This is a genomic window from Pseudomonas sp. ARP3, assembly GCF_001029595.1.
Taxonomy (GTDB): domain Bacteria; phylum Pseudomonadota; class Gammaproteobacteria; order Pseudomonadales; family Pseudomonadaceae; genus Aquipseudomonas; species Aquipseudomonas rhodesiae.
In genome coordinates, this window is sequence record NZ_LEKF01000006.1 from 180945 (window position 1) to 202118 (window position 21174).

A 21174-nucleotide genomic window follows, 5' to 3' on the forward strand; every position below is an offset into this window, starting at 1 on the left:
CATACCGGCCCACAGGCTCAACGGAGTACTCGATGACCACGCCAAGCAAAAAGATGAGCCTGCTGGGCCTCACCACGTTGGTGACGATCAATATGATGGGCTCGGGCATCATCATGTTGCCGGCGAGCATGGCGCAGTTGGGCGCGATTTCGTTGCTGTCGTGGCTGATCACGGCGGTGGGCTCGATGGCGATCGCATATGGCTTTGCCCAATGCGGCGTGTTCTGCACACGCGCCGGGGGGATGTCGGCGTATAGCGAAGAAGCCCACGGCAAGTCGGGGTTCTTCCTGTGTTCGTTTCTGTATTTTCTGTCGCTGATCATCGCCAATGTGGCGATTGCGATTTCGGCGGTGGGCTATCTCTCGGCGTTTATTCCATGGCTGGCCAGTGGCCCGGTGCCGCTGTTTATCGGCAGCCTGGCGCTGATCTGGCTGACCACCGCCGCCAATTTCGGCGGCCCACGCCTGACCGGGCGCATAGGCGTGGTGACGGTGTGGGGCGTGATTATCCCGGTGGTGGGGCTGTGTGTGATCGGCTGGTTTTATTTCAAGGTCGAGGTGTTCGTGGCGGCCTGGAACCCGCACCAGCTTCAAGGTTGGGACGCGATCAGCGCGAGTATTCCGCTGACACTGTGGGCATTCCTTGGCATGGAGTCGGCGGCCCAGGGGCATGACGCCGTGGAAGACCCGCAGCGCACCGTGCCTCTGGCCTGCCTGCTCGGCACCCTCGGCGCGGCGCTGGTGTACGTGCTGTCCACCACTGTGATCCAGGGCATCGTGCCGAACGCCAAACTGGCGAGCGCGTCCGCGCCCTTCGCGGTGGTATATGCACAGATGTTCGCGCCGTGGGTTGGCGACGTGATCATGGCGCTGGCGGTGGTGGCCTGTATCGGCTCATTGCTGGGCTGGCAGTTCACCCTGGCCCAGACGGCCAAGATGTCGGCGGATCAGCGCATGTTTCCGCGTTTTTTCAGTCGGATCACCCAAGCCAACGCGCCACTCCTGGGCCTGTTGGCCTGCGCCGCGCTGCAAAGCCTGATCGCCTTGTCGACCATCTCGCCCACCGCCTCAGCGCAGTTCAGCAAATTGGTCAGCCTGGCGGTGGTGACCAACCTGGTGCCCTACGTCACCGCCCTCACCGGGCTAATGGTGATGATGCACAAGGCCCGCGCCCCTCAAGCGCTACAAGTACGCAATACGCTGGTGGTGCTGGTGGCTGCGGCGTATTCGCTGTATGCGATCTACGCCTGCGGCGAAGAGGCGGTGTTTGGCGCGATGTTGGTGCTGGCGTTCGGTTACGTGCTGTACGGTTTTCTGGCTAAACGCTTCGTCGGCGCTGGGCGGGCTGAGAGTTGCTAAGCCGGCCCTCAGCGCAAACGGGTCACTGCCAATGCGACCACGGCGATCCGCTCTACGCGCTCATAACCGGGTTTTTCCAACTCTTCGCCGAATACATCCGGGTCTAGTTCGCGGTAGGTCCAGCCGTAGGCATCGCCGCCGAGCAACGGCTTAACCGCCGCGAGGAACGGATCCTCCCCGGCGACAATCGCCGCACCGGTATACAGCACCAATGTGCCGCCCACTGCCAGGCGCCCGAGGGACTCGCTGACAATCCGCACCGACAGTTGCTCGCCCAAGGCGCCGCCGCCATGCCGGTAGGCCCGCTGGCGGTCATCGTTCATATAAGGCGGGTTGGCGACGATCAAGTCGAACTCGCCTTCCACGCTGTCCAACACGTTGCTGTGATACGCGCTGATATTGCTCAGGCCGGCCAACTCAGCGTTCACTGCGGTGAGACGCAAGGCGCGCGGGTTGATGTCCACCGCAAGCACTTGGGCGTCATGTCGCGAGCGGGCGATTACCAGCGCACCGACGCCGGCGCCGCAGCCGATGTCCACGGCACGCTTGATCGGCTCGAAGCGCTGTTGCAAGTGGGCGTCGATCAGTTGCGCGAAGCGGTAGCTGTCAGGCCCGAAAAACACCGCATCCGCTTGGGTGGTGGGATACGCCGAGTGGGCAATCAACAGGTCATCCAGGCTCGACCAGCGCACGGCGCTGCGCCAAAGCGAATCGTGCTCTTCGACGACATCGGCGTGTTGCAACTCTTCGCGCAAGGCGTCGGGCAACAGGTCGCGGTCAAACGGCATCGACCAGCCGAAGACATCGCGCAGGTTCATGGCCAGCGGCGTCGCCAGGCGTGCGTAGACGCGGTTATGGGTCAAGGGCGTGGGCGTGATAAAGCGGTAGCCGCTCTGTTGCAAACCGCGTCCCAGGTTCAGCAGCGCACGGTCGGCCAGTTGTTGTGCGGACATAAACAGGTTCCTTAGCGCAGGCGCGCGCGCAGTTGGATAAAGCGGCGCGTGGCATATAGCCCCGCGGGGGTGCAATGGCGACGGGCCGACAACCACGGCAGCAGCGCAGTGAGTTGCTGTTGATCGGTGAGGTTGCACAGCGTTTCGACCAGCGCCTGGGTGTCCGGGTCCGTCGGCCGATGCGTATCGCGGGGCAGCGGTTTGCCACGACCGGGGCGCACCGCAGGCACGCGTTCGGCGCTGATCCAATCACCGGCGATCCAGTCATGCAGCACCTGTTTTTCATAGCCACTGAACACCCCGAACATCGCCGCACCGGCGCCTTCGATCAGTTGCCAGAAGCGGCTCTCGGCCGGGTCCTGGTTGCGTTTGATCCAGCCCTTGTCTTCCAGTGCCTGGAGAAACGCGCCGATCTGCCCGGGCTTGGCGAGCCATTGGTTGACGGTCTTGCCTTCGAAGCGGCAATAGTCCGAATGCATGTGCTGGCCGAAGGTGCGCTTGCGTTCGAGCATGGCCACCAGTTCGTCGTGCAGGTTGAAGCTATTGATCACGGCTGTAGTGCCCGGGCCCAAGTCATTGAGGCGGTAGCCCTCGGCCACACGTCGATAGAAGTCCGCCCTGCCCTCGCCCAACGGCAACAGGTCGATGACCGATTGCGCCGCTTTGCAGGCGTGTCCGGTGCTGGCGTTGTCGATGGTTACGTGGAGCGTGAAGTAATAGGGGTCGACGCCCAGTTCGCTCAGTTCGTACGAAGTGATCAACAGGTGCAGGGGCAACTGCTCATAGCCCAGGTTGTAGCCGATGATTTCCGGCAAGAAGTCCTCGCCGCACAGACCCAGCGCCAGTTGCAGAGCGCCTTGCAGGTAGTGATCGTCGTCCAGGCCGGCTTCGCTGGCGGCATCGTGGTCGCTGAGCAGCTTGCGGTAAATCACCACATGATTCTGCGCGGCGTGGCCGTCGCCCAACTCTTCCAGGTAGGTGGTGAGCAGGCCGTCAAAGCGCGGGTCGTGCCAATGGGGCAGCAGGCCGTACAGCCAGGCGCCGTCGACCTGTTTGGTCGGCGCCACGCGCTGCAGGCAATACAAGGCATGGGCCTTGTTGTGAAAAAATCGACGGGGCCGGCCTTGTTGGCGTTGCTCCAGGTACTCAGCGTAGGCCTGGGCCACTTCGGCGCAGCGCTGCTCCACCCAGGCGGTCAGATGTTCAGGCACTTCGGGCAGGTCGCCGGGTAACTTACGCACCTGGGCCAATTGCGCTTGCACAAAATCCCGTGCGGCTTCTCCGGCGCCCTCGGCTTCGCTGTACAGCTGTTGGTACAGGGCGTGATAACGACCGTGAGCCGAATGGTGCATCGAGGCCGGCTGGCCTGAGAGCGCTGTGAGGAACGTCATGATGGCAGTGTCCGCAAAGTCCTAAACAACCAGGCCTCCCGACAAGGCGGCCCCGTAAGCACGCTGAACGGCGCGTGTCTAGAATGCAGAGCCTCGGGAGGTGCGGAAAATTCAAATCGGATTAAGACGGGGTGGACCAGCGGTCGATTGCTGTGGCGCAGAATCGGCCTGAAAACCTTGGCAGGGCAAGGCCTGGCAGAGGTTATGGGGTGGAGAGACTTGTGTAGTGAACGGGCACGTTTGTGTGGTGAGCGGGCTTGCCCCGCGCCGGGCTGCGAAGCAGCCCCAAACCCAGGCACCTCGATGTGTCAGCTAAACCACATCGCCTGGAATGGGGCCGCTTCGCAGCCCAGCGCGGGGCAAGCCCGCTCACCACAGAGTTATTTCAGCCTTTGAAACGTGTGTATAGATCTATGGCTATTGGGGCCAGATGCACCGAGTTGCCGGGGGGTGGCCCAGAGGAACTTAACTGAGGGAGGGGCTCACCACAGAGCTATTTCAGCCTTAAAACTTGTGTAGAGATCTATGGCTATTGGGCCAGATGCACCGAGTTGCCGGGGGGTGGCCCAGAGGAACTTAACTGTGGGAGGGGCTCACCACAGAGCTATTTCAGCCTTAAAACTTGTGTAGAGATCTATGGCTATTGGGCCAGATGCACCGAGTTGCCGGGTGGTGGCCCAGAGGAGTTTAACTGTGGGAGGGGGCTTGCTGTGGTGAGCGGGCTTGCCCCGCGCCGGGCTGCGAAGCAGCCCCTATCTCAGGCGATGTGTCCCATCTGACACACCGCGGCACCTTAAGAAGGGGCTGCTACGCAGCCCAGCCCGGGCGGTGCGACGATTCGACAAGCCCGCTCACTACAAATAGGCGCTTACTTGCGCGCCGCCTCCCATTGTTTAAGCAGGTCGTTGTAGCCGACGGTCTCGCCTTTGGGCTTCTCGTTGGCCAGTTTCGGCTTGGGTGCGCCCGGTTGGTCGAACCAGTATTGCGCGTCACGCTCGGGGTTCATTTTCGGGCCGCACACCGGCTGCACCTTGGAGCGTTCCAGGCGCGTCATGATCGCGTCCTGCTCCTTGGCCAGATTGTCCAGCGCTTGTTGCGGGGTTTTCTCGCCACTGGCGGCGGCGGCGATATTGCTCCACCACAGTTGCGCCAGGCGTGGGTAGTCCGGCACGTTGGTGCCGGTAGGCGTCCACTCCACGCGGGCCGGGCTGCGGTAGAACTCCACCAGCCCGCCGAGTTTCGGCGCCATGTCGGTCATGGCCTGGGAGTTGATGTCGGACTCACGAATCGGCGTCAGACCAACGATGGTTTTCTTCAGCGACACGGTTTTCGAGGTCACGAACTGCGCATAGAGCCATGCCGCCAGTTTCTGCTTCTCGGGGGTGGACTTGAGGAACGTCCAGGAACCTACGTCCTGATAGCCCTTTTTCATGCCCTTTTCCCAGTAAGGACCTACCGGCGACGGCGCCATGCGCCATTTCGGTGTGCCGTCGGCATTCACCACCGGCAGGCCCGGTTTGGTCATGTCGGCGGTAAACGCGGTGTACCAGAAAATCTGCTGGGCGATATTGCCCTGGGACGGCACCGGGCCGGATTCGGAGAAGGTCATGCCCGCTGCTTCAGGTGGCGCATAGGCTTTCATCCAGTCCACGTATTTCTGGGTGGCGAACACCGCCGCCGGGCCATTGGTGTCGCCGCCACGGGTGACACTGGAACCCACCGGGTGGCAGTCCTCCACGCGAATGCCCCACTCGTCCACCGGCAAACCGTTGGGCAGGCCTTTGTCGCCGCCGCCGGCCATGGAGAACCAGGCATCGGTGAAACGCCAGCCCAGCGACGGGTCTTTCTTGCCGTAGTCCATGTGCCCATAGATGCGCTTGCCGTCGATTTCCTTGACGTCTTCGCTGAAGAATTTGGCGATGTCCTCGTAGGCAGACCAGTTCACCGGCACACCGAGTTCATAGCCGTACTTTTCTTTGAACTTGGCTTTCAGCTCGGGGCGTTCGAACCAGTCGGCGCGGAACCAGTAGAGGTTGGCGAACTGCTGGTCGGGCAGTTGGTAGAGCTTGCCGTCCGGACCGGTGGTGAAGGACAGGCCGATAAAGTCCTTGAGGTCCAGGGTCGGCGAGGTGAAGTCCTTGCCTTCGTTGGCCATCAGGTCGGTGATCGATTCGGTCTTGCCATAGCGAACATGGGTACCGATCAAGTCGGAATCGTTAACCCAGCCGTCATAGATGTTTTTATCGGACTGCATCTGGGTTTGCAGTTTCTCCACCACGTCGCCTTCCTGCAGCAGGTCGTGGGTCAGCTTGATCCCGGTGATCTCGCTAAAGGCCTTGGCCAGCACCTTGGATTCGTACTCGTGGGTGGTGAGGGTTTCCGACACCACGTTGATCTTCATCCCACGGAACGGCTCCGCAGCTTTGATAAACCACTTCAACTCTTCGAGCTGCTGGGCTTCGGTGAGGGTGGACGGTTTGAACTCGCTGCCGATCCATTTTTTCGCGGCGTCTTCGTAGGCATCGGCCCAGGCCGAAGCGCTCAAACCGCTCAGGGCCAGTACGGCGGCCAATGAAATGCTATGTCGCAGCTTATTGTTCTTATTCAACATAGAGACCTCCTGGTTGTTTATTTCATAAGGGCATCAGCCCCAACGCATCACACTCAACAGCCATACCAGGGACAGCGCGGACGCTACCCAGATGCTCCAGTCGGTAACGCCGATTACCAGCAAATGCAGGTAGGCGCTGCCGAGAAGACCGATAAACAAACGATCGCCACGGGTGGTGCTGATCGGCAGAAACCCGCGCCGCGGGATGCTCGGCGAACGCAGCTCCCAGGTAGTCATGCCCGCCAGAATCAGGGCGATGCCGCCAAAGAACAGTGCGGTGGGGGTGGTCCAGGCCATCCATTCCATCATCGAATCCTCTAGACCCGGCCCAGGGCAAAGCCCTTGGCCACGTGGTTACGAACAAACCAGATCACCAGCATGCCCGGCAGGATGGTCAACACCCCCGCCGCGGCCAGCACGCCCCAGTCGATACCGGAGGCCGACACCGTGCGGGTCATCACCGCCGCGATGGGCTTGGCGTTGACCGACGTGAGCGTGCGCGCCAGCAGCAGCTCGACCCAGGAAAACATAAAGCAGAAAAATGCCGTCACCCCGATGCCGGAGCCGATCAACGGAACAAAAATCTTCACGAAGAACTTTGGAAACGAGTAACCGTCAATGTAGGCGGTTTCGTCGATTTCCTTGGGCACGCCGGACATAAAGCCTTCCAGAATCCACACCGCCAACGGCACGTTGAACAGGCAATGGGCCAGCGCCACAGCGATGTGAGTGTCGAACAGGCCGATGGAAGAGTAGAGCTGGAAAAACGGCAGCAAAAACACCGCCGGCGGCGCCATGCGGTTGGTCAGCAGCCAGAAGAACAGGTGCTTGTCCCCCAGAAAGCGGTAGCGCGAAAACGCATAGGCCGCCGGCAGCGCCACGCTCAGGGAGATCACCGTGTTCAGGCTCACGTAGTACAACGAATTGAGGTAACCGGTGTACCAGCTCGGATCGGTGAAGATCACCTTGTAGTTGGCCAGGGTGAAATCCTGCGGAAACAGCGTCAGGCCGCCGAGGATTTCAGTGTTGCTCTTGAAGGACATGTTCAGCAGCCAGTAGATCGGCACCAGCAGGAACAGGATGTACAGCAACAATGGAATCAGCTTGCGTTTGCTCATGTTGGCGGCCTCAGCGGTTGGCGTCGGAGTGGGTCATGGCGGTGTAGAACAGCCAGGACACCAACAGGATGATCAGGAAATACACCAGGGAAAACGCCGCCGCCGGGCCCAGGTCGAATTGACCTACGGCCATCTGGGTCAATGTCTGACTCAGGAACGTGGTGGCGTTACCCGGTCCGCCGCCGGTCAGGACGAAGGGTTCGGTATAAATCATGAAGCTGTCCATAAAGCGCAGCATCACCGCGATCAACAGCACGCTCTTCATTTTGGGCAACTGGATATGTCGGAAAACTGCCCAGGCCGACGCGCGATCGATACGCGCAGCCTGGTAGTACACGTCCGGAATCGCCCGCAGGCCGGAATAACACAGCAGGGCCACCAGTGAGGTCCAGTGCCATACGTCCATCACCAGCACCGTGACCCAGGCGTCCATAGTGTTGGCCGCGTAGTTGTAGTTGATCCCCAGGGCGTTGAGGGTCGAGCCCAGCAGGCCTATATCGGCGCGGCCGAAGATCTGCCAGATGGTGCCCACCACGTTCCACGGAATCAGCAGCGGGATAGCCAGGATGATCAGCACCAGCGACGACCAGCGACCTTTGGTCGGCATGGTCAGGGCAATGGCGATACCCAGCGGAATTTCGATCAACAGCACGCAGGCCGAATAGATGAACTGGCGCAGCAACGAGTCGTGCAGGCGCGGGTCGAGCAGCACCTGCTTGTACCAGTCGGCCCCGACAAAGTAGCGGCTGGACTGGTCGAAAATGTCCTGCACTGAGTAGTTGACCACGGTCATCATCGGGATCACCGCACTGAACGCCACCAGCAGGAACACCGGCAGTACCAGCCACCAGGCTTTGTTGTTCTGCACCTTGTTCATGGCAACACCTCCAGCAGGTAGTCGTCGGCGTAGAGCATCAGCCATTGCGCGGGGAAACTGATGGAAGCCTTGTGTTCGGGCACCGGTTTGTCTTCGGCCAGGCGCACTTTGAGCGTCGCACCGTCGAGAGTGAGGGTCATGATCTTGTAGGTGCCGAGGTCTTCCAGGTGCGTGACATCGGCTTGCAGGGCGTCAGGGTTGTGCTCGTCCCAAACGTGGATAAATTCCGGGCGGATGCCAACCTGCAACCTCTGGTAGCTGGTCTCGGCAAGGCGCTGTTGCATTGCAGTAGATAGCGGCAGGTGGGTGCCGGCAAAGCGTACCCCGCCCGCCTCGGCCTGCACCTCGATCAGATTCATCCCAGGGCTTCCGATGAAATAGCCGACAAAGGTATGGCTGGGCCGTTCGAACAGCTCTCGCGGCGTGCCGAACTGCACGATCTGCCCGCCGTACATCACCGCGATTTTGTCGGCGAAGGTCGAGGCTTCCAACTGGTCGTGGGTGACGTAGACCATGGTGATATTGAACTGCTCATGGATCTGCTTGAGCTTGCGCCGCAGCTTCCACTTCAGGTGCGGATCGATCACCGTCAGCGGTTCGTCGAACAGGATCGCCGACACGTCGTCACGCACCAGGCCGCGGCCCATGGAGACTTTTTGCTTTTCGTCGGCGGTGAGGTTGCGGGCTTTTTTGTTCAGCAGGTTTTGCAGGTCGAGGACTTCAGCGATTTCCTGCACTTTGCTGTGAATTTTCGCCTCGGCCATGCCCTGGTTGCGCAATGGAAAAGCCAGGTTGTCGAACACCGTCATGGTGTCGTAGACCACCGGGAACTGGAACACCTGGGCGATGTTGCGTTTTTCCGGCGTAAGGTCGTTGACCACTTGGGTATCGAACAGCACCTGGCCTTCGGACGGGCTGAGCAACCCGGAGATGATATTAAGCAAGGTCGACTTGCCGCAGCCCGACGGGCCGAGCAAGGCGTAGGCACCGCCCTGCTCCCACACATGGTTCATTGCCCGGATCGCGTAGTCTTCAGGCCCGCTCGGCGTAGGACTGTAACTGTGCGCCAGGTTCTGCAAATGGATCTCGGCCATCAGGCAACCCTCGCGACACGGCGCCCGGGGGCCTGGACCAAGCGGCCCTGACCATCGAACACAAACAGTTTATGGGTGGGGATATACACGCGGATCGGCGCATCGACGTCGTACTCATGCACCCCCGGCAGGTGCAGCACCAGTAGGAAATGTTCGCTGCGCACATGCAAAAAAGTTTCGGAGCCGCTGATCTCAGCCACTTCCACGGTCACCGCCAGCTCCAGGTCATCGTCGTTGCTCGGCACCAGGCTGATATGGCTGGGGCGTACGCCGAAACGGAACTCGCCCTCTCCGATCGGACGCAGGTCCACATTGAGGGGGAAATGCACGAAATTGGCGAAGCTCACTTCGTTGCCGCTGATCCGCCCGGGCATCAGGTTGATCGGGGGTTCGGAAAACAGCTCAGCAGCCAGTACCGTCTGGGGCTGGTGATAGACCTCGGCGGCCTTGCCACTCTGGATCACCCGGCCTTCGTGGAGGATGGTGGTGGTGCCACCCAGGGCCAGGGCTTCGTTGGGCTCGGTGGTGGCATAGAGGGCGATGGTGTGCCGCGCGGCGAACAGCTCGCGCATTTCCTGACGCAGCTCTTCGCGCAGTTTGTAGTCCAGGTTCACCAGCGGCTCGTCGAACAGGATCAGTTCGGCATCCTTCACCAAGGCCCGGGCCATGGCGGTACGTTGCTGCTGGCCACCGGACAGTTCGAGCGGGTGGCGTTGCAGGAATTTTTCGATGCGCAGCATCCTGGCGGTTTCCAGCACCTTGCTCTGGATCAGCTCATGGGCCATGCCGGCCTGGCGCAACGGCGAGGCGATGTTCTCGAACACGGTCATGGTCGGGTAGTTAATGAACTGCTGATAGACCATCGACACATTACGCAGGCGCACCGGCTTGTGGGTGACGTCCACGCCGTTCATCAGGATGCGGCCGCTGTCGGGCTTGTCCAGCCCAGCCATCAGACGCATCAGGCTGGTCTTGCCGGAGAGCGTCCGACCAAGCAGAACGTTGAAGGAACCGGGTTCGAAACGCAGGTTGGCGTCGTCGATCCAAGTCTGGCCTTCGACAACGCGGGAGACATGTTCCAGGGTCAATGACATGACACGACCTTTTTATTATTGGAATGAATCTGGCCAGTCGTCAGAGCGAGTTTCGTGCCAAAAATGCAGGTACTTGATTGACAAGGAAATGGGGCTTAAGTGATGTTCAGGAGTGAACAATTTGGTTGAGCAAGTGAACAGTTTGGGGCTTGACAGTGAACAGTTCTGAACAACACTCTTTGAAGCCGATTGAATGCTCAACGCATTTTGTAGCGGTGGCGTCAGTAGATTGCCCAAGACCCCAAAACAATAAAAAGAAGGTCGCCCCATGGCCGAACCCTTGGCTCACGACACCATCATTCAGGACTCCTGGCGCCGCTGCCGCGCCTTTGGCCTGGACCACCAAAGCCCCCCCAGCTTTGACCAGTTGCCCGCCGAGGGCATCAGCCAATTGCTGGAGAGCCAGCATTCCCTGGTGCAGACCACTCACCAGGAAGTCCTGCCCTACTACGAAAATATCCTCAGCAACTCCAACTGCCTGATCATGCTGGCCGACAACCAGGGCCAAGTGCTGACGTCGTGGGGCACCCAGCGTTTTATCGAACCCAAGCTGGCCCGTGGTTTCAGCGCTGGCGCCAGCTGGCTGGAGCGCGCCAGCGGCACCAATGCCATCGGCACCGCCTTGGCCTGTGCCCAGGCGGTGCACATCGCGCACGACGAACACTTTCTCAAGGCCAACCGCTTTATGACCGGTTCCGCGGCGCCGATCTTCGATGCCCAGCGCGAAATCATCGCGGTGCTGGATGTATCCAGCGACAGCTACCTGCCGCCCTCCCATACCCTCGGCATGGTCAAGATGATGAGCCAGACCGTGGAGAACCGTTTGATCCTCAACCTGTTTCGCGGCGAGCACTTCCAGCTGACCTTCAATACCGGTTTGAGCAATCTCGATAGCCAGTGGGCGGGGTTGCTGATTTTCGATGAAAGCGGCCAGGTCCTCTCGGCCAACCGTCGCGCCGACAACCTGCTGGGCATCAGTTTGTCGCGCGTGATGATCGACAGCCTGTTCAAAGTGTCGTTGCTGGAATTGCTCAACCAGCCCGAAGGCTTGCCGTTCTCATTGCAGGCGGCCGGGCGCAACCGTTTCCAGTGCCTGCTCAAGCGCCCCCTCCAGCAGCCGGTGCAAGCCCGCGTGTTTACCGAAACTAAGACTCGCGAACCGCGCCCTTCGCCTGCCCCCACGGCCATCGGTCTTAAGACCCTGCACTTTGGCGACCCGCGTGTGGAAAAAGCCGTGCGCCAGGCCGAGCGCCTGCTGGAAAAAGACATTCCGCTGCTGATCCACGGCGAAACCGGCGTGGGCAAGGAAGTGTTCGTCAAAGCCTTGCACCAGGCCAGTTCCCGCAGCCGCCAGGCCTTTATCGCGGTGAACTGTGCGGCGATTCCCGCCGAATTGGTGGAATCGGAGTTGTTTGGCTACGAAAAAGGCGCGTTCACCGGTGCCAATCAGAAAGGCAGCATCGGCCTGATCCGCAAAGCGGACAAAGGCACACTGTTTCTCGATGAAATCGGTGACATGCCGCTCCCGACCCAGGCGCGGCTATTGCGGGTTTTGCAAGAACGCTGCGTGCAACCAGTGGGCAGCAGCGACCTGTTCCCGGTGGATCTGCGCATTATCTCCGCCACCAATCGAGCCTTGCGCGAGTGGGTGCAGGCCGGGCGTTTCCGCGAGGATTTGTTCTACCGCATCGGCGGCCTGACCCTGGAACTGCCCCCATTGCGCGAACGCCGTGACAAACAGGCGCTGTTCCAACAACTGTGGCAACAGCATCGCGAACCCACGCAAAGGGCCGGCTTGAGCGCCGAGGTGCTGGCACTGTTCGAGCAGCATCCTTGGCCGGGCAATCTGCGCCAGGTCAGCAGCGTGCTGCAGGTGGCGCTGGCGATGGCCGAAGAGCAGCCGATCCGCGTCGAGCATCTGCCGGACGACTTCTTCGTCGACTTGGACCGAGCGGCGCCGGCCCCGGCCAACGATGGGCTGGACGACAGCGACGACCTGACCCGGCGCCTGAAAGCCGCCGGCGGTAATATTTCCCACCTTGCCAGGGAATTGGGAGTGAGCCGAAACACCTTGTATAAACGCCTGCGCCAGCACTAAAGCGGCTTGACCACCACCAGCAGATCGGTGAAGTACTCGACCTGAATCGGCAGGTTATCGGCCAATGCCGACAGCGCCGCCGAGGTGTCATCCAGCTTGAACACCCCGGACACGCGGATATCGCCCAAAGCAGCGGCATCGAACCGCAACAGGCCGTGGCGGTAGCTGGCCAGGGTTTGCAGCACCTCGGCCAAGGGTTGGTCGTTGACCTTGAGCAGGCCACGGGTCCAGGCGTCCGCGTCGGCATTACCGATAGACTGGGGCGGCTGGGCGCGGCCGTGATCCACCACCGAGCGTTGCCCGGCCGTGACCTTGACGCTGTCGCTTTCCTGCCCTTTGACCGCCACGGTGGACTCGATCACCGTCACCACCGTCGAGCCGTCCGCCGCGCGCTTGACCAGGTAGCGCGTACCCAACGCCGTCGCCGTGCCTTGGTCGGTACGCACCACGAAGGGCCGTTGCGCGTCCTTGGCCACATCGACCCACAGCTCCCCCTGCAACAACTCGATCACTCGCTGATGGCCGTCGAATTTCACGTCCACCGCCGAGTTGCTGTTGAGCTGCAACTGGCTGCCGTCTGCCAGGGCGATTTGGCGCCGCTCGCCGACGCCGGTGCGCTGGTCGGCCATCCACACCGGCATATGTTCCAGGCTCAGCCAACCGCACAGCAATACGCCGAGCAGGCCTACCACCTGGGCTCCGCGCGCGCGTGGCGTGGGAAAAGCGCGCTTAAGGGCAATGCGCGCCGGTTGCGCGGGAACGGTGTCGAAACTCCCCCACAGGCCGCGCATACGCTCGATGGCCACCCCGTGGCGCGGGTCGGCCTGGCACCAGGCCTCGAATGCCCGTCGCTCGGCGTCGCTGACATCTTCGTCGTGCAGACGCGTCAGCCAATTCGCCGCTTGCTGAATGATCTGTTCGGAACTCACGACAGCGGGTCTGCCGCGTGCAGGCTGTGGTAGCAGTGCACCAGAGCACTGGAAATGTAGTTTTTGACCGAGCTGGGGGACACGTTCAAGCGCAGGGCGATTTCGCTGTAGGTCAGCCCGTCGAGGCGGCTCAGCAGAAACGCTTCGCGGGCCTTGGCCGGCAAACCGGTGAGCATCTCGGCGATACGCTCCAAGGCTTGCAGTGCCACGTGAATGGCTGCGGGATCGGGCATGCCGGCGTCTTCGCTCTGGATTGCTAGCGCTTGCAGGTAGGCTTTTTCAATGCGCCGCCGACGCGCGCCATCGATCAGCAGGCGCCCCGCCGTGGTCGCCAAAAAGGCTCGCGGCTCTTGGATGTGCTGCGGCTCGGACAGCATCAAGACGCGAATAAACGCATCGTGGGCCAGGTCGGCGGCCTGTTGCGAGCACCCGAGTTTTTTGCGCAGCCAACCGTGCAACCAGCCATGGTGTTCGCGGTACATCGCCGCAAGGGTCTGCTGACGCACTGGATCGCCCAGCGCGGCCGGAATGTCATGCATGCGCAAAAACTTCTCAAATGGGAAATATTACCAATTGCGCGAACAATGCCAGTAAAACGCTATGGGAGCAAGGGCTGACACGCGGCTTAACGCCAGCTCCACGACACACCGGTGTAAATGCCACGACCGTCCGCCGGGGTTGAACGCGCGGCATCCAAGCCGTTGTCGTCGTAACCGGGCGTCACGGTGTTGGCGTAACGCCGGTTGGTCAGATTGCGCAGGTCGACCCAGGCTTGCCAGTCTTGTTTGGGGGCGTCGTAGCCGAAGGTGGCGCCCAGTGTGGTGTAGGACGCGGCGTAGTAGGAATTGGCGTAATCCACCGCCACTAGCGACGAATGCTCAGTGTTGAGGCTGGTGTAGAACCCCGTCGGGTGGCTGTAGCGCAGTTGCGCCTGGTAATAATGCTTGGGGATGCCCGGCAAGGTATTGTCGCCAAAGCGCTCGTCGTCGCGGTAATGGAAGTCACTGAAAGTGTAGGCCTGGCGCAGGGCGAGCTGACCGTTGCGGCCGCCCTCCCACAGCGGACTGAGCAGGCTCAGTTCCACACCCTGATGCACGGTGGGGCTGGCGTTGGACTCGGCGATCACGGCATTGGAGGTGGCTGTTTGCGCCTGGGTCTCGACGCTGAGCAATTCGTGGCGCACCTCGGAGCGGTACAGCGCCAAGTCCCACTGACCAAACCACTGCTCGCCCCGCCCGCCGATTTCCAGGGTAGTGGCGGTCTGGTTTTTCAGCTTCACGCCTTCACGCTGCAAGCCAGTGGCCGGGCCGCTGTCTTTAGGGAAATAGCGGTTGGAACCCCAGATCATCGACCAGGCGTGCGGCGGCTCCACCGAACGGCTCAGGTTGCCGTATACCTGCAATTGCGCGGTGAGGTCATAGCGCAGGCCGATGCGTGGTGCGTAGTCCCAATCGTGTTGGCTGACCGGCGTGCCCGTGGCCGGGTAGGTCACTTCGGTTTCGCGGCGGGTGTAGATCGCCGCAAGGCCGGTGGTCAGCCACAGGTCAGGAACCAGTTCCAGGTCGTTGCCCACATGCAGCACGGTGTCGGAACCCAGGTAGCTGTAGTCGCGGGTTTTAGTGCCGGGAGCGTAGGACGCAGTATTATTCGCGGGAGTGCGTACATATTCCGACGTGCCATTGTTGGGCATTGCCTGAGTGGTGCGCAGCCCCACGGTGGTCTTGCTGTCGTGGCCGAACAGTGTGTCCTGGCGGATGTAATTGAGGGTGCCGCTGATATCGGCGTAGGCGACTTTCAGGCGATTGGTGCCTTCGCGCAGGTCCATGGGGTAATCGTGGTAGGCCAGGCCTACCTCGACCCGACTGTTGTCATCCAACTGCAAAGTGGTCTTGTTGGCCAGCCAGGTGGAACCGGGTTGCAGGCGCTTGGAATCGCGGGCGGCATTGAGGCGATTGGCCGCGCGTGGATCATGGCTGATCTGGTCACGGGTGAGTTTGCCGGGGGTGTCGTTGGTGGTTTCGCGGTAGCGCAGGTAAAAACGCGTCTCCAGATTCGGGTTGAAGCGATAGCCGAAGTTGGCGGCAACCCCTTTGCCGGTGGCGGCGCTTTGGTGCTGATAGCCGTCGGACTCGGAATCGGTAAGGCTGATGTAGTAATCGGCATCCCCCAGCACCTGGCCCGAACTGATCTCACGCTGCCCGTAGCCACGGCTACCCATCTCATAGCGCAGTTGCAGCTTGGGCGCGTCGTAGCCGGTGCGGGTCACGTAATTGACTGCCCCGCCCAGCGCCAGCGCGCCTTGGTCAAAACCGTTGGCTCCACGCAACACCTCGACCCGGCTTTGCCATAGCGGGTCTTTGAGTTCGTAGGGGGTGCCGCCGGGGCCAGTCAAAGGCAGGCCGTCGAACATTTCGTACAAGCCGGAGGCGTGGGCGCCTGGCCCGCGGTTGAGGCCCGAGCCGCGAATGGACAGTTTCACCCCTTCGTTATTAGCCGCCTTGGCGTACACCCCAGCCTGGTACTTGAACACGTCCTCGTTGGAACTGACCCGCCCCTGCTGCACGCTGTTCATGTCGATGTAGTTAGTGGCGCCAGGCACGCTGCGCAATTGCGCCTGGGCCACTTCGCCAACGCTGGCCTCGCTGCTGGTGACTTCCACCGGCGCCAATTGCAGTTCTTCGGCATGCGCCAGGGAGGTCAGGGCCAAGGCAGCAAACAGAAACGGAGGTTGACGCAACAGCATGAGGGCAAATCCTTGAAATTCGGAGGCGTGCGAGGCTTGGCCCAGCACGCGGGCAGTGTTGGGAAGGCAACGATGGGCGACAAGTCACGCCCGATTAGCACATCGAACTTTCCCACGGCAGCATCAGAACCGGATAAAGGCAGAACAGCGCGTCGCAACCCGACGAAACCTCCAGGACCTGCGTGAGGTCCACTGCTCAACTCACCGCGCGCATTCAAAAGGAAACCACTATGTCGCTGACCCACGAAGGTACCGCCCATGTACTCCTGGCCTCACGCCACCTCGGCGCCGAGCCGGAGGAATGCCCGAACCCATCGGTCAATATTCGTCTGTCGGAAAATGGCACGCCGACCATCGTGCGCCTGGAGGCGGATGGTCCGCTGCAATGGCCGGGGCACGCCAACCATGTCACGGTGACATTGCCCCAGGGGCGGGAAATAAAGGGGGTGATCGTGGAGATCAATCGGCAAACAGATAACGCCCACTGGCTGACGTTCAGCCTGGATGACTGAACGCACTTCGCCCGTTAGTGGCCTGACCGAGCGCGTCAGGCGCTATTGCAACTCGTTGGCAAAGCGCCCTACTGCACTGACCACTTGCTTGGCGCCGCCTTGGATTTCGTTGATGACCGCACCGGCCTGATTGGCCAATGTCAGGCCTTGCTCGGCCTGTTCGCGGCTGCTGAACATTTCGGCGATGGCTTCATCGGCCAGCCTCTGGTTCTGTTGAACCACGCTGACAATCTCCTCCGTCGCGGCACTGGTACGACTAGCCAGCTGCCGGACCTCATCGGCGACCACCGCGAACCCTCTGCCCTGTTCACCCGCACGCGCGGCCTCAATGGCCGCATTGAGCGCCAACAGGTTGGTTTGCGCGGCGATACCACCGATGGTCTGCACAATTGCACTGATCAACAATGATTGCTTGCCCAGCGCCTCGATGCTGCCGGTGGCCGACTGCATTTGCGTGGCGATGTTCTGCATGGTCTGCACGGTATTTTGCACCACCGCCGCGCCGCGCTCGGCGGTCACATCGGTTTGCTGTGACACTTCATAGGCTACGCCGGCAGCTTCCTTGACCTCCGACTCTCTCAAGACCTGGTCGGTTACCACACTGGCAAACTTGACCACTTTGCACAGGTTACCTTCGGCATCGTGCACAGGGTTGTAGGTCGCTTCGAGCCACACTTCATGGCCACGACTATCCACGCGTTTGAAACGGCTGGCCACGAATTCCCCACGGTTGAGCGTCTGCCAGAAATGGCTGTACGCCGGCGACGCCGCTTCCTGTGCGGTGCAGAACATGCTGTGTTTTTTGCCCACGATCTGGTCGAGCGTATAACCCATGGCATCGAGAAATTGTTTATTGGCGGTAACTACGGTGCCATCCAGCTTGAACTGGATGACCGCCGTCGAGCGCAACAACGCGTTGATAAACGCTTCGTTTTCCTTGCCGGTTTCGATGGCGCGAGTGACTTCTGCGCCGTAACCCTGGACCTGTAACAGCCGACCATCACGGCCATTGATCGGGAGCCAGGTCAAATTGAACCAGGCCAGGTTGCTATCGTTGCGCAGAAATCGGTAATCATCCCTGACCGGCTCAACGCGCGCGACCGACGCGCTGAAATTTCGAAAGCACGGCAGGTCCTTGACGTAAGGAGGAACGATTTCCTCTAGCAAGCGCCCCTCTATTTGCTCACGGGAATAGCCCAAGGCCCGCGCGAAACCCTCATTGACGGCCGTGATGCGAAAGTCGGCATCCAAGCGTATGGAGATCATGCCTCGATCACATTGAGCGACGAGTTGACGGAGCAGGAAGAGTTCATCGTCCTGGTCCAGAAGGTCCTTCTTCAAGCGTCGATTAAACATGTTGGCGTCCACTGAGGGTTGTCATCACTGCATCGGCTAAGTCGTCCAATGCTTAAACACCGGTCGACGAACTGTCATGATAGCTCTCGACTGAAGACGCGCCAGGCCGTCTCGGGGCCTGTGGTATGAGCGTTTCAGGGGATGGGTATTTGCAGCGTCTGCATCAATTCATCGGCCTCTGAACCTGGAGTAAACCTGAAGCCCTGCATTTCCTCGGTCGCAAGTATTTCCCCAAGGGCTTCCAGGAATTGCGTTTCGTTAGGCGATTCACTCAGTAATTTCTGCGCCGGCAGCAGCACTTCAGCACTGACACCCTGGACCGTTGCGGCATCAATCACAGCGAAGAGCATAAAGCGCAGGCGTATTTCGCGATCAGTAGGCCAGACCGTTTTTCGCTTACCCAAGGTAGGGCCTCGTTTTTTCAGAAAAGTCCGAGGCTATTGCCGAGGCAGGAGTGTTTCAAGCACCGCCATGCAAGATAGGCTGTTTCCTACAGAGAAAAGAGAAGCAATGCACCCGGCGCGACGCAAACAGCGATCACTGCACCGGCAGAAAATTCATCAGCAGCAGACTTTGTGCATAGTTCAGGCCGATGCGCCGGTAGCGCTCGTCGAGCATTTGCGTGAGCAGGTCCAAGCGCGCCACTATTTTGCCGAACTCGACCGCAAAACTGAGGTTGCTGCCCTCCTCCGATATTTCGTTGGAAAACAGCAGTAGCACACCGTTCGCATCCTGACGCTGGCTGAGCAGCCAGGTGGCTTTCTCAATATTGCGCGCCGCGTTGCTGACGAACTGCGGGTTGATCGAATCGGTCAAGTAGAACTCGGTACGCCCGCCATGGGCGGTCACGATCATACTGCCGATTGCGTAGATAAACGCACCGACGCGGTCGCCCTTGAACTCTGGGCTCAACGAATAACTCAACGCCGCCAGGTCCCGACGTTCACCCAGAGCCGCCAGCGGCCGGCGCTGCTCAATGGCTTGGCGAATCTCCCGCTGCGCGCTTACCGCATCCGGATGTCCCGACTGCCGCCACTGGTTGGGGTTGCGCAGATACAGCTTGCTCATCAGCAAATACAAGCTTCGCAGGTTGTCACGCATGCCCAGGGTGGCCATACGGTCGACGCTGGTCTGAAAGAATTCATCGGGCTTGCCATTGCTGAACTGCTTGGCGATATCGCGGCCTTGCTGCTGCGTGCAGCCGGCGGTCAGGAACACAAAAACAGCCGTCAACAGCAATGGCCATCGAGTCCGACGAATAATTGAAATAAGTAAGCTGCGATCCATCGGCATCCGGTCTGATCGTTCCCTTCACACTGGAATTCGGCGAGGTTAAGACACTGATAGAGCGGAGAAATCAAAAAAAGTGCGACACACTTGCGCAGATAGTCGTGACGGGAACACGCATTACCCGTGAACAATTTGTTGCACGATCTATACTAATGACAAAGGCGACTCGTTTAACCGGCACGTTTAGTGAGGGTCAGCACAATGAGACACCCAATTCGCGCTCAAATGGTTGTGCAAATAATTTGCCTGATGTCGGTGGCTCAACTTTTCTGTTGATCGGAAAAGGGCTGCAAACCACTGCCAGGATGTATTCGGCGGCGCGCTGTTGAGCGCAAAAAACCTCGCCAGAAAGTCAATATGGCAACGCGTTTATTGGTTGAGTTAATCGACAGGCGTCAGGGAATGCCACTCTTGTCGAACTTTTGCAAACGCTGCCTTCAATCACCGCTGTAGAAAATTTGAATTAGCAGGTTGTCCATCAGGTCAAGAACTATGAGCGCAGTTCATCTGATGAGGTAACAGCAATGACTATCCAGGCAGAGACACTCGTACAATTGACCAAAGCACTACAGAAACATGGCCTTAATCTGGTTTCAGACGTGCATTTCATCCGCGCGCCTTATCGGCGCAACCATCGGTGGATTTGTAGTGTGGAGTGATGGCCTCGCCCCCGTTTTCACTCTCTCGTAGCGTTGCGCAGCCCAAGGCCAGCTCCAGAGATTTCGCCACAAATTGGATACATAGGCAAATCCAAGGCAAAAAAAATCCCGCAGAGCTTGTAGCTCGCGGGATTTGTGAAGCTATTTGGCGGGAAACCAGGGATTCGAACCCTGGAGACGCTATTAACGTCCGCCGGTTTTCAAGACCGGTGCATTCAACCACTCTGCCAATTTCCCTTGTGTGATACAGGAGGATAATAGCCCATCCCGTCTCAGCGGGCGCCATAATACCCGAATGAAACACACTGTCAAACTCTCGCCATCGCTTGTTACAGAGCGTCTGTTATGATCTTTGCGACTGAACGTTTCAAAACCCAAGGAGTGTCGCCATGCGCGAACAGAATTACGCAGTGAATGGCAACGCGCAGGCTGAGCAGCTCGAAGTCAGCCGCGTGTTGCGCAACACCTATGGCCTGCTCGCCCTGACTCTCGCCTTCAGTGGCGTGATGGCGTTCGTGGCGCAGCAGATGCGTGTCGGCTACCCGAATATCTTCGTGGTGCTGATCGGTTTCTACGGCCTGTTCTTCCTCACCAACAAGCTTCGCGACTCGGCCTGGGGCCTGGTGTCGGCGTTTGCCTTGACCGGTTTCATGGGTTTTATCCTCGGCCCGATCCTTAACCGTTACCTTGGAATGGCTGGCGGCGCGGAAGTAGTGAGTTCGGCGTTTGCCATGACCGCGCTGGTGTTCGGTGGTTTGTCGGGTTATGTGCTGGTCACCCGTAAAGACATGAGCTTCCTGGGCGGCTTCATCACCGCAGGTTTCTTCGTGTTGCTGGCGGCCGTGGTTGCGGGCATGTTCTTCCAGATCAGTGGCCTGCAACTGGCGATCAGCGCCGGTTTCGTGCTGTTTTCCTCGGTGTGCATCCTGTTCCAGACCAGCGCCATCATCCACGGCGGTGAGCGCAACTACATCATGGCGACCGTGAGCCTGTATGTATCGATCTACAACCTGTTCATCAGCCTGTTGCAGATCTTCGGCATCATGAGCCGTGACGACTGATTCACTGCGGTATAAAAAATGCCCCGCATC

18 protein-coding genes and 1 tRNA gene are annotated in these 21174 nt (G+C 60.0%); 4 read left to right on the forward strand and 15 right to left on the reverse strand.

Annotated elements, in window-relative coordinates; genetic code table 11:
* Positions 1 to 32 precede the first annotated feature (32 nt).
* Positions 33 to 1358, forward strand: coding sequence for a putrescine-ornithine antiporter (potE, locus tag ABX75_RS09965; protein ID WP_047881851.1), 1326 nt, complete (start codon positions 33 to 35; stop codon positions 1356 to 1358).
* A gap of 8 nt (positions 1359 to 1366) precedes the next feature.
* Here potE and ABX75_RS09970 read toward each other — a convergent pair whose 3' ends face one another.
* The 8 genes from ABX75_RS09970 to ABX75_RS10005 all read right to left on the reverse strand — a co-directional run bounded on the left by ABX75_RS09970 (position 1367) and on the right by ABX75_RS10005 (position 10496).
* Positions 1367 to 2311, reverse strand: a complete 945-nt coding sequence (locus ABX75_RS09970) for a class I SAM-dependent methyltransferase (RefSeq protein ID WP_047881852.1) — start codon at positions 2309 to 2311, stop codon at positions 1367 to 1369.
* Positions 2312 to 2322: 11 nt separating this feature from the next.
* Positions 2323 to 3702: an iron-containing redox enzyme family protein gene (locus ABX75_RS09975; RefSeq protein ID WP_047881853.1), complete on the reverse strand. Its 1380-nt coding sequence runs from the start codon at positions 3700 to 3702 to the stop codon at positions 2323 to 2325.
* 868 nt (positions 3703 to 4570) lie between these two features.
* Positions 4571 to 6313: an ABC transporter substrate-binding protein gene (locus ABX75_RS09980; protein WP_034114134.1), complete on the reverse strand. Its 1743-nt coding sequence runs from the start codon at positions 6311 to 6313 to the stop codon at positions 4571 to 4573.
* A 33-nt stretch (positions 6314 to 6346) separates the two neighbouring features.
* Positions 6347 to 6619, reverse strand: coding sequence for a DUF2160 domain-containing protein (locus ABX75_RS09985; RefSeq protein ID WP_003232363.1), 273 nt, complete (start codon positions 6617 to 6619; stop codon positions 6347 to 6349).
* Positions 6620 to 6630: 11 nt separating this feature from the next.
* Entirely contained in the window at positions 6631 to 7431 is an 801-nt protein-coding gene (locus ABX75_RS09990; protein ID WP_034098580.1) for a carbohydrate ABC transporter permease, read from the reverse strand.
* Positions 7432 to 7441: 10 nt separating this feature from the next.
* On the reverse strand, positions 7442 to 8308 hold the full coding sequence (locus tag ABX75_RS09995; protein WP_034098582.1) for a carbohydrate ABC transporter permease: 867 nt from the start codon (positions 8306 to 8308) through the stop codon (positions 7442 to 7444).
* Entirely contained in the window at positions 8305 to 9402 is a 1098-nt protein-coding gene (locus ABX75_RS10000) for an ABC transporter ATP-binding protein (RefSeq protein WP_047881854.1), read from the reverse strand. The genes ABX75_RS09995 and ABX75_RS10000 overlap by 4 nt, the downstream gene beginning before the upstream one ends.
* On the reverse strand, positions 9402 to 10496 hold the full coding sequence (locus ABX75_RS10005) for an ABC transporter ATP-binding protein (protein ID WP_034098586.1): 1095 nt from the start codon (positions 10494 to 10496) through the stop codon (positions 9402 to 9404). Before ABX75_RS10005 ends, ABX75_RS10000 begins: the two co-directional genes overlap by 1 nt.
* A 268-nt stretch (positions 10497 to 10764) precedes the next feature.
* On the opposite strand from ABX75_RS10005, the gene ABX75_RS10010 reads away from it, so the two are divergent.
* Complete coding sequence (locus ABX75_RS10010; RefSeq protein ID WP_047881855.1) at positions 10765 to 12594, forward strand: sigma-54-dependent Fis family transcriptional regulator; 1830 nt, start codon at positions 10765 to 10767, stop codon at positions 12592 to 12594.
* Here the strand turns inward: ABX75_RS10010 and ABX75_RS10015 are convergent.
* The 3 genes from ABX75_RS10015 to ABX75_RS10025 form a co-directional block, all read right to left on the reverse strand.
* Positions 12591 to 13523, reverse strand: coding sequence for a FecR family protein (locus ABX75_RS10015; RefSeq protein WP_047881856.1), 933 nt, complete (start codon positions 13521 to 13523; stop codon positions 12591 to 12593). The two genes, ABX75_RS10010 and ABX75_RS10015, sit on opposite strands and share 4 nt — an antisense overlap.
* Positions 13520 to 14062, reverse strand: coding sequence for a sigma-70 family RNA polymerase sigma factor (locus ABX75_RS10020; protein WP_047881857.1), 543 nt, complete (start codon positions 14060 to 14062; stop codon positions 13520 to 13522). Before ABX75_RS10020 ends, ABX75_RS10015 begins: the two co-directional genes overlap by 4 nt.
* Before the next feature lie 86 nt (positions 14063 to 14148).
* Entirely contained in the window at positions 14149 to 16266 is a 2118-nt protein-coding gene (locus tag ABX75_RS10025; protein ID WP_047881858.1) for a TonB-dependent receptor domain-containing protein, read from the reverse strand.
* Positions 16267 to 16496: 230 nt separating this feature from the next.
* On the opposite strand from ABX75_RS10025, the gene ABX75_RS10030 reads away from it, so the two are divergent.
* On the forward strand, positions 16497 to 16778 hold the full coding sequence (locus ABX75_RS10030) for a hypothetical protein (RefSeq protein WP_034098596.1): 282 nt from the start codon (positions 16497 to 16499) through the stop codon (positions 16776 to 16778).
* A gap of 42 nt (positions 16779 to 16820) precedes the next feature.
* On the opposite strand, the gene ABX75_RS29850 is transcribed toward ABX75_RS10030, so the two are convergent.
* From ABX75_RS29850 to ABX75_RS10050, 4 genes are all read right to left on the reverse strand, one after another.
* The gene (locus tag ABX75_RS29850) at positions 16821 to 18134 is read right to left on the reverse strand and encodes a PAS domain-containing methyl-accepting chemotaxis protein (RefSeq protein ID WP_047881859.1); all 1314 of its coding nucleotides are present in this window, start codon (positions 18132 to 18134) and stop codon (positions 16821 to 16823) included.
* Between the two features lie 134 nt (positions 18135 to 18268).
* Positions 18269 to 18538 carry a hypothetical protein gene (locus ABX75_RS10040; RefSeq protein WP_047881860.1) on the reverse strand — a complete coding sequence of 90 codons (270 nt, stop codon included), beginning with the start codon at positions 18536 to 18538 and terminating at the stop codon, positions 18269 to 18271.
* 133 nt (positions 18539 to 18671) lie between these two features.
* Complete coding sequence (locus tag ABX75_RS10045; protein WP_034099834.1) at positions 18672 to 19421, reverse strand: hypothetical protein; 750 nt, start codon at positions 19419 to 19421, stop codon at positions 18672 to 18674.
* A gap of 808 nt (positions 19422 to 20229) precedes the next feature.
* Positions 20230 to 20320 (reverse strand) — tRNA-Ser (locus tag ABX75_RS10050).
* 152 nt (positions 20321 to 20472) lie between these two features.
* Here ABX75_RS10050 and ABX75_RS10055 point away from each other — a divergent pair.
* Positions 20473 to 21144, forward strand: coding sequence for a Bax inhibitor-1/YccA family protein (locus tag ABX75_RS10055; protein ID WP_047881861.1), 672 nt, complete (start codon positions 20473 to 20475; stop codon positions 21142 to 21144).
* The last annotated feature ends 30 nt before the right edge of the window (positions 21145 to 21174 follow it).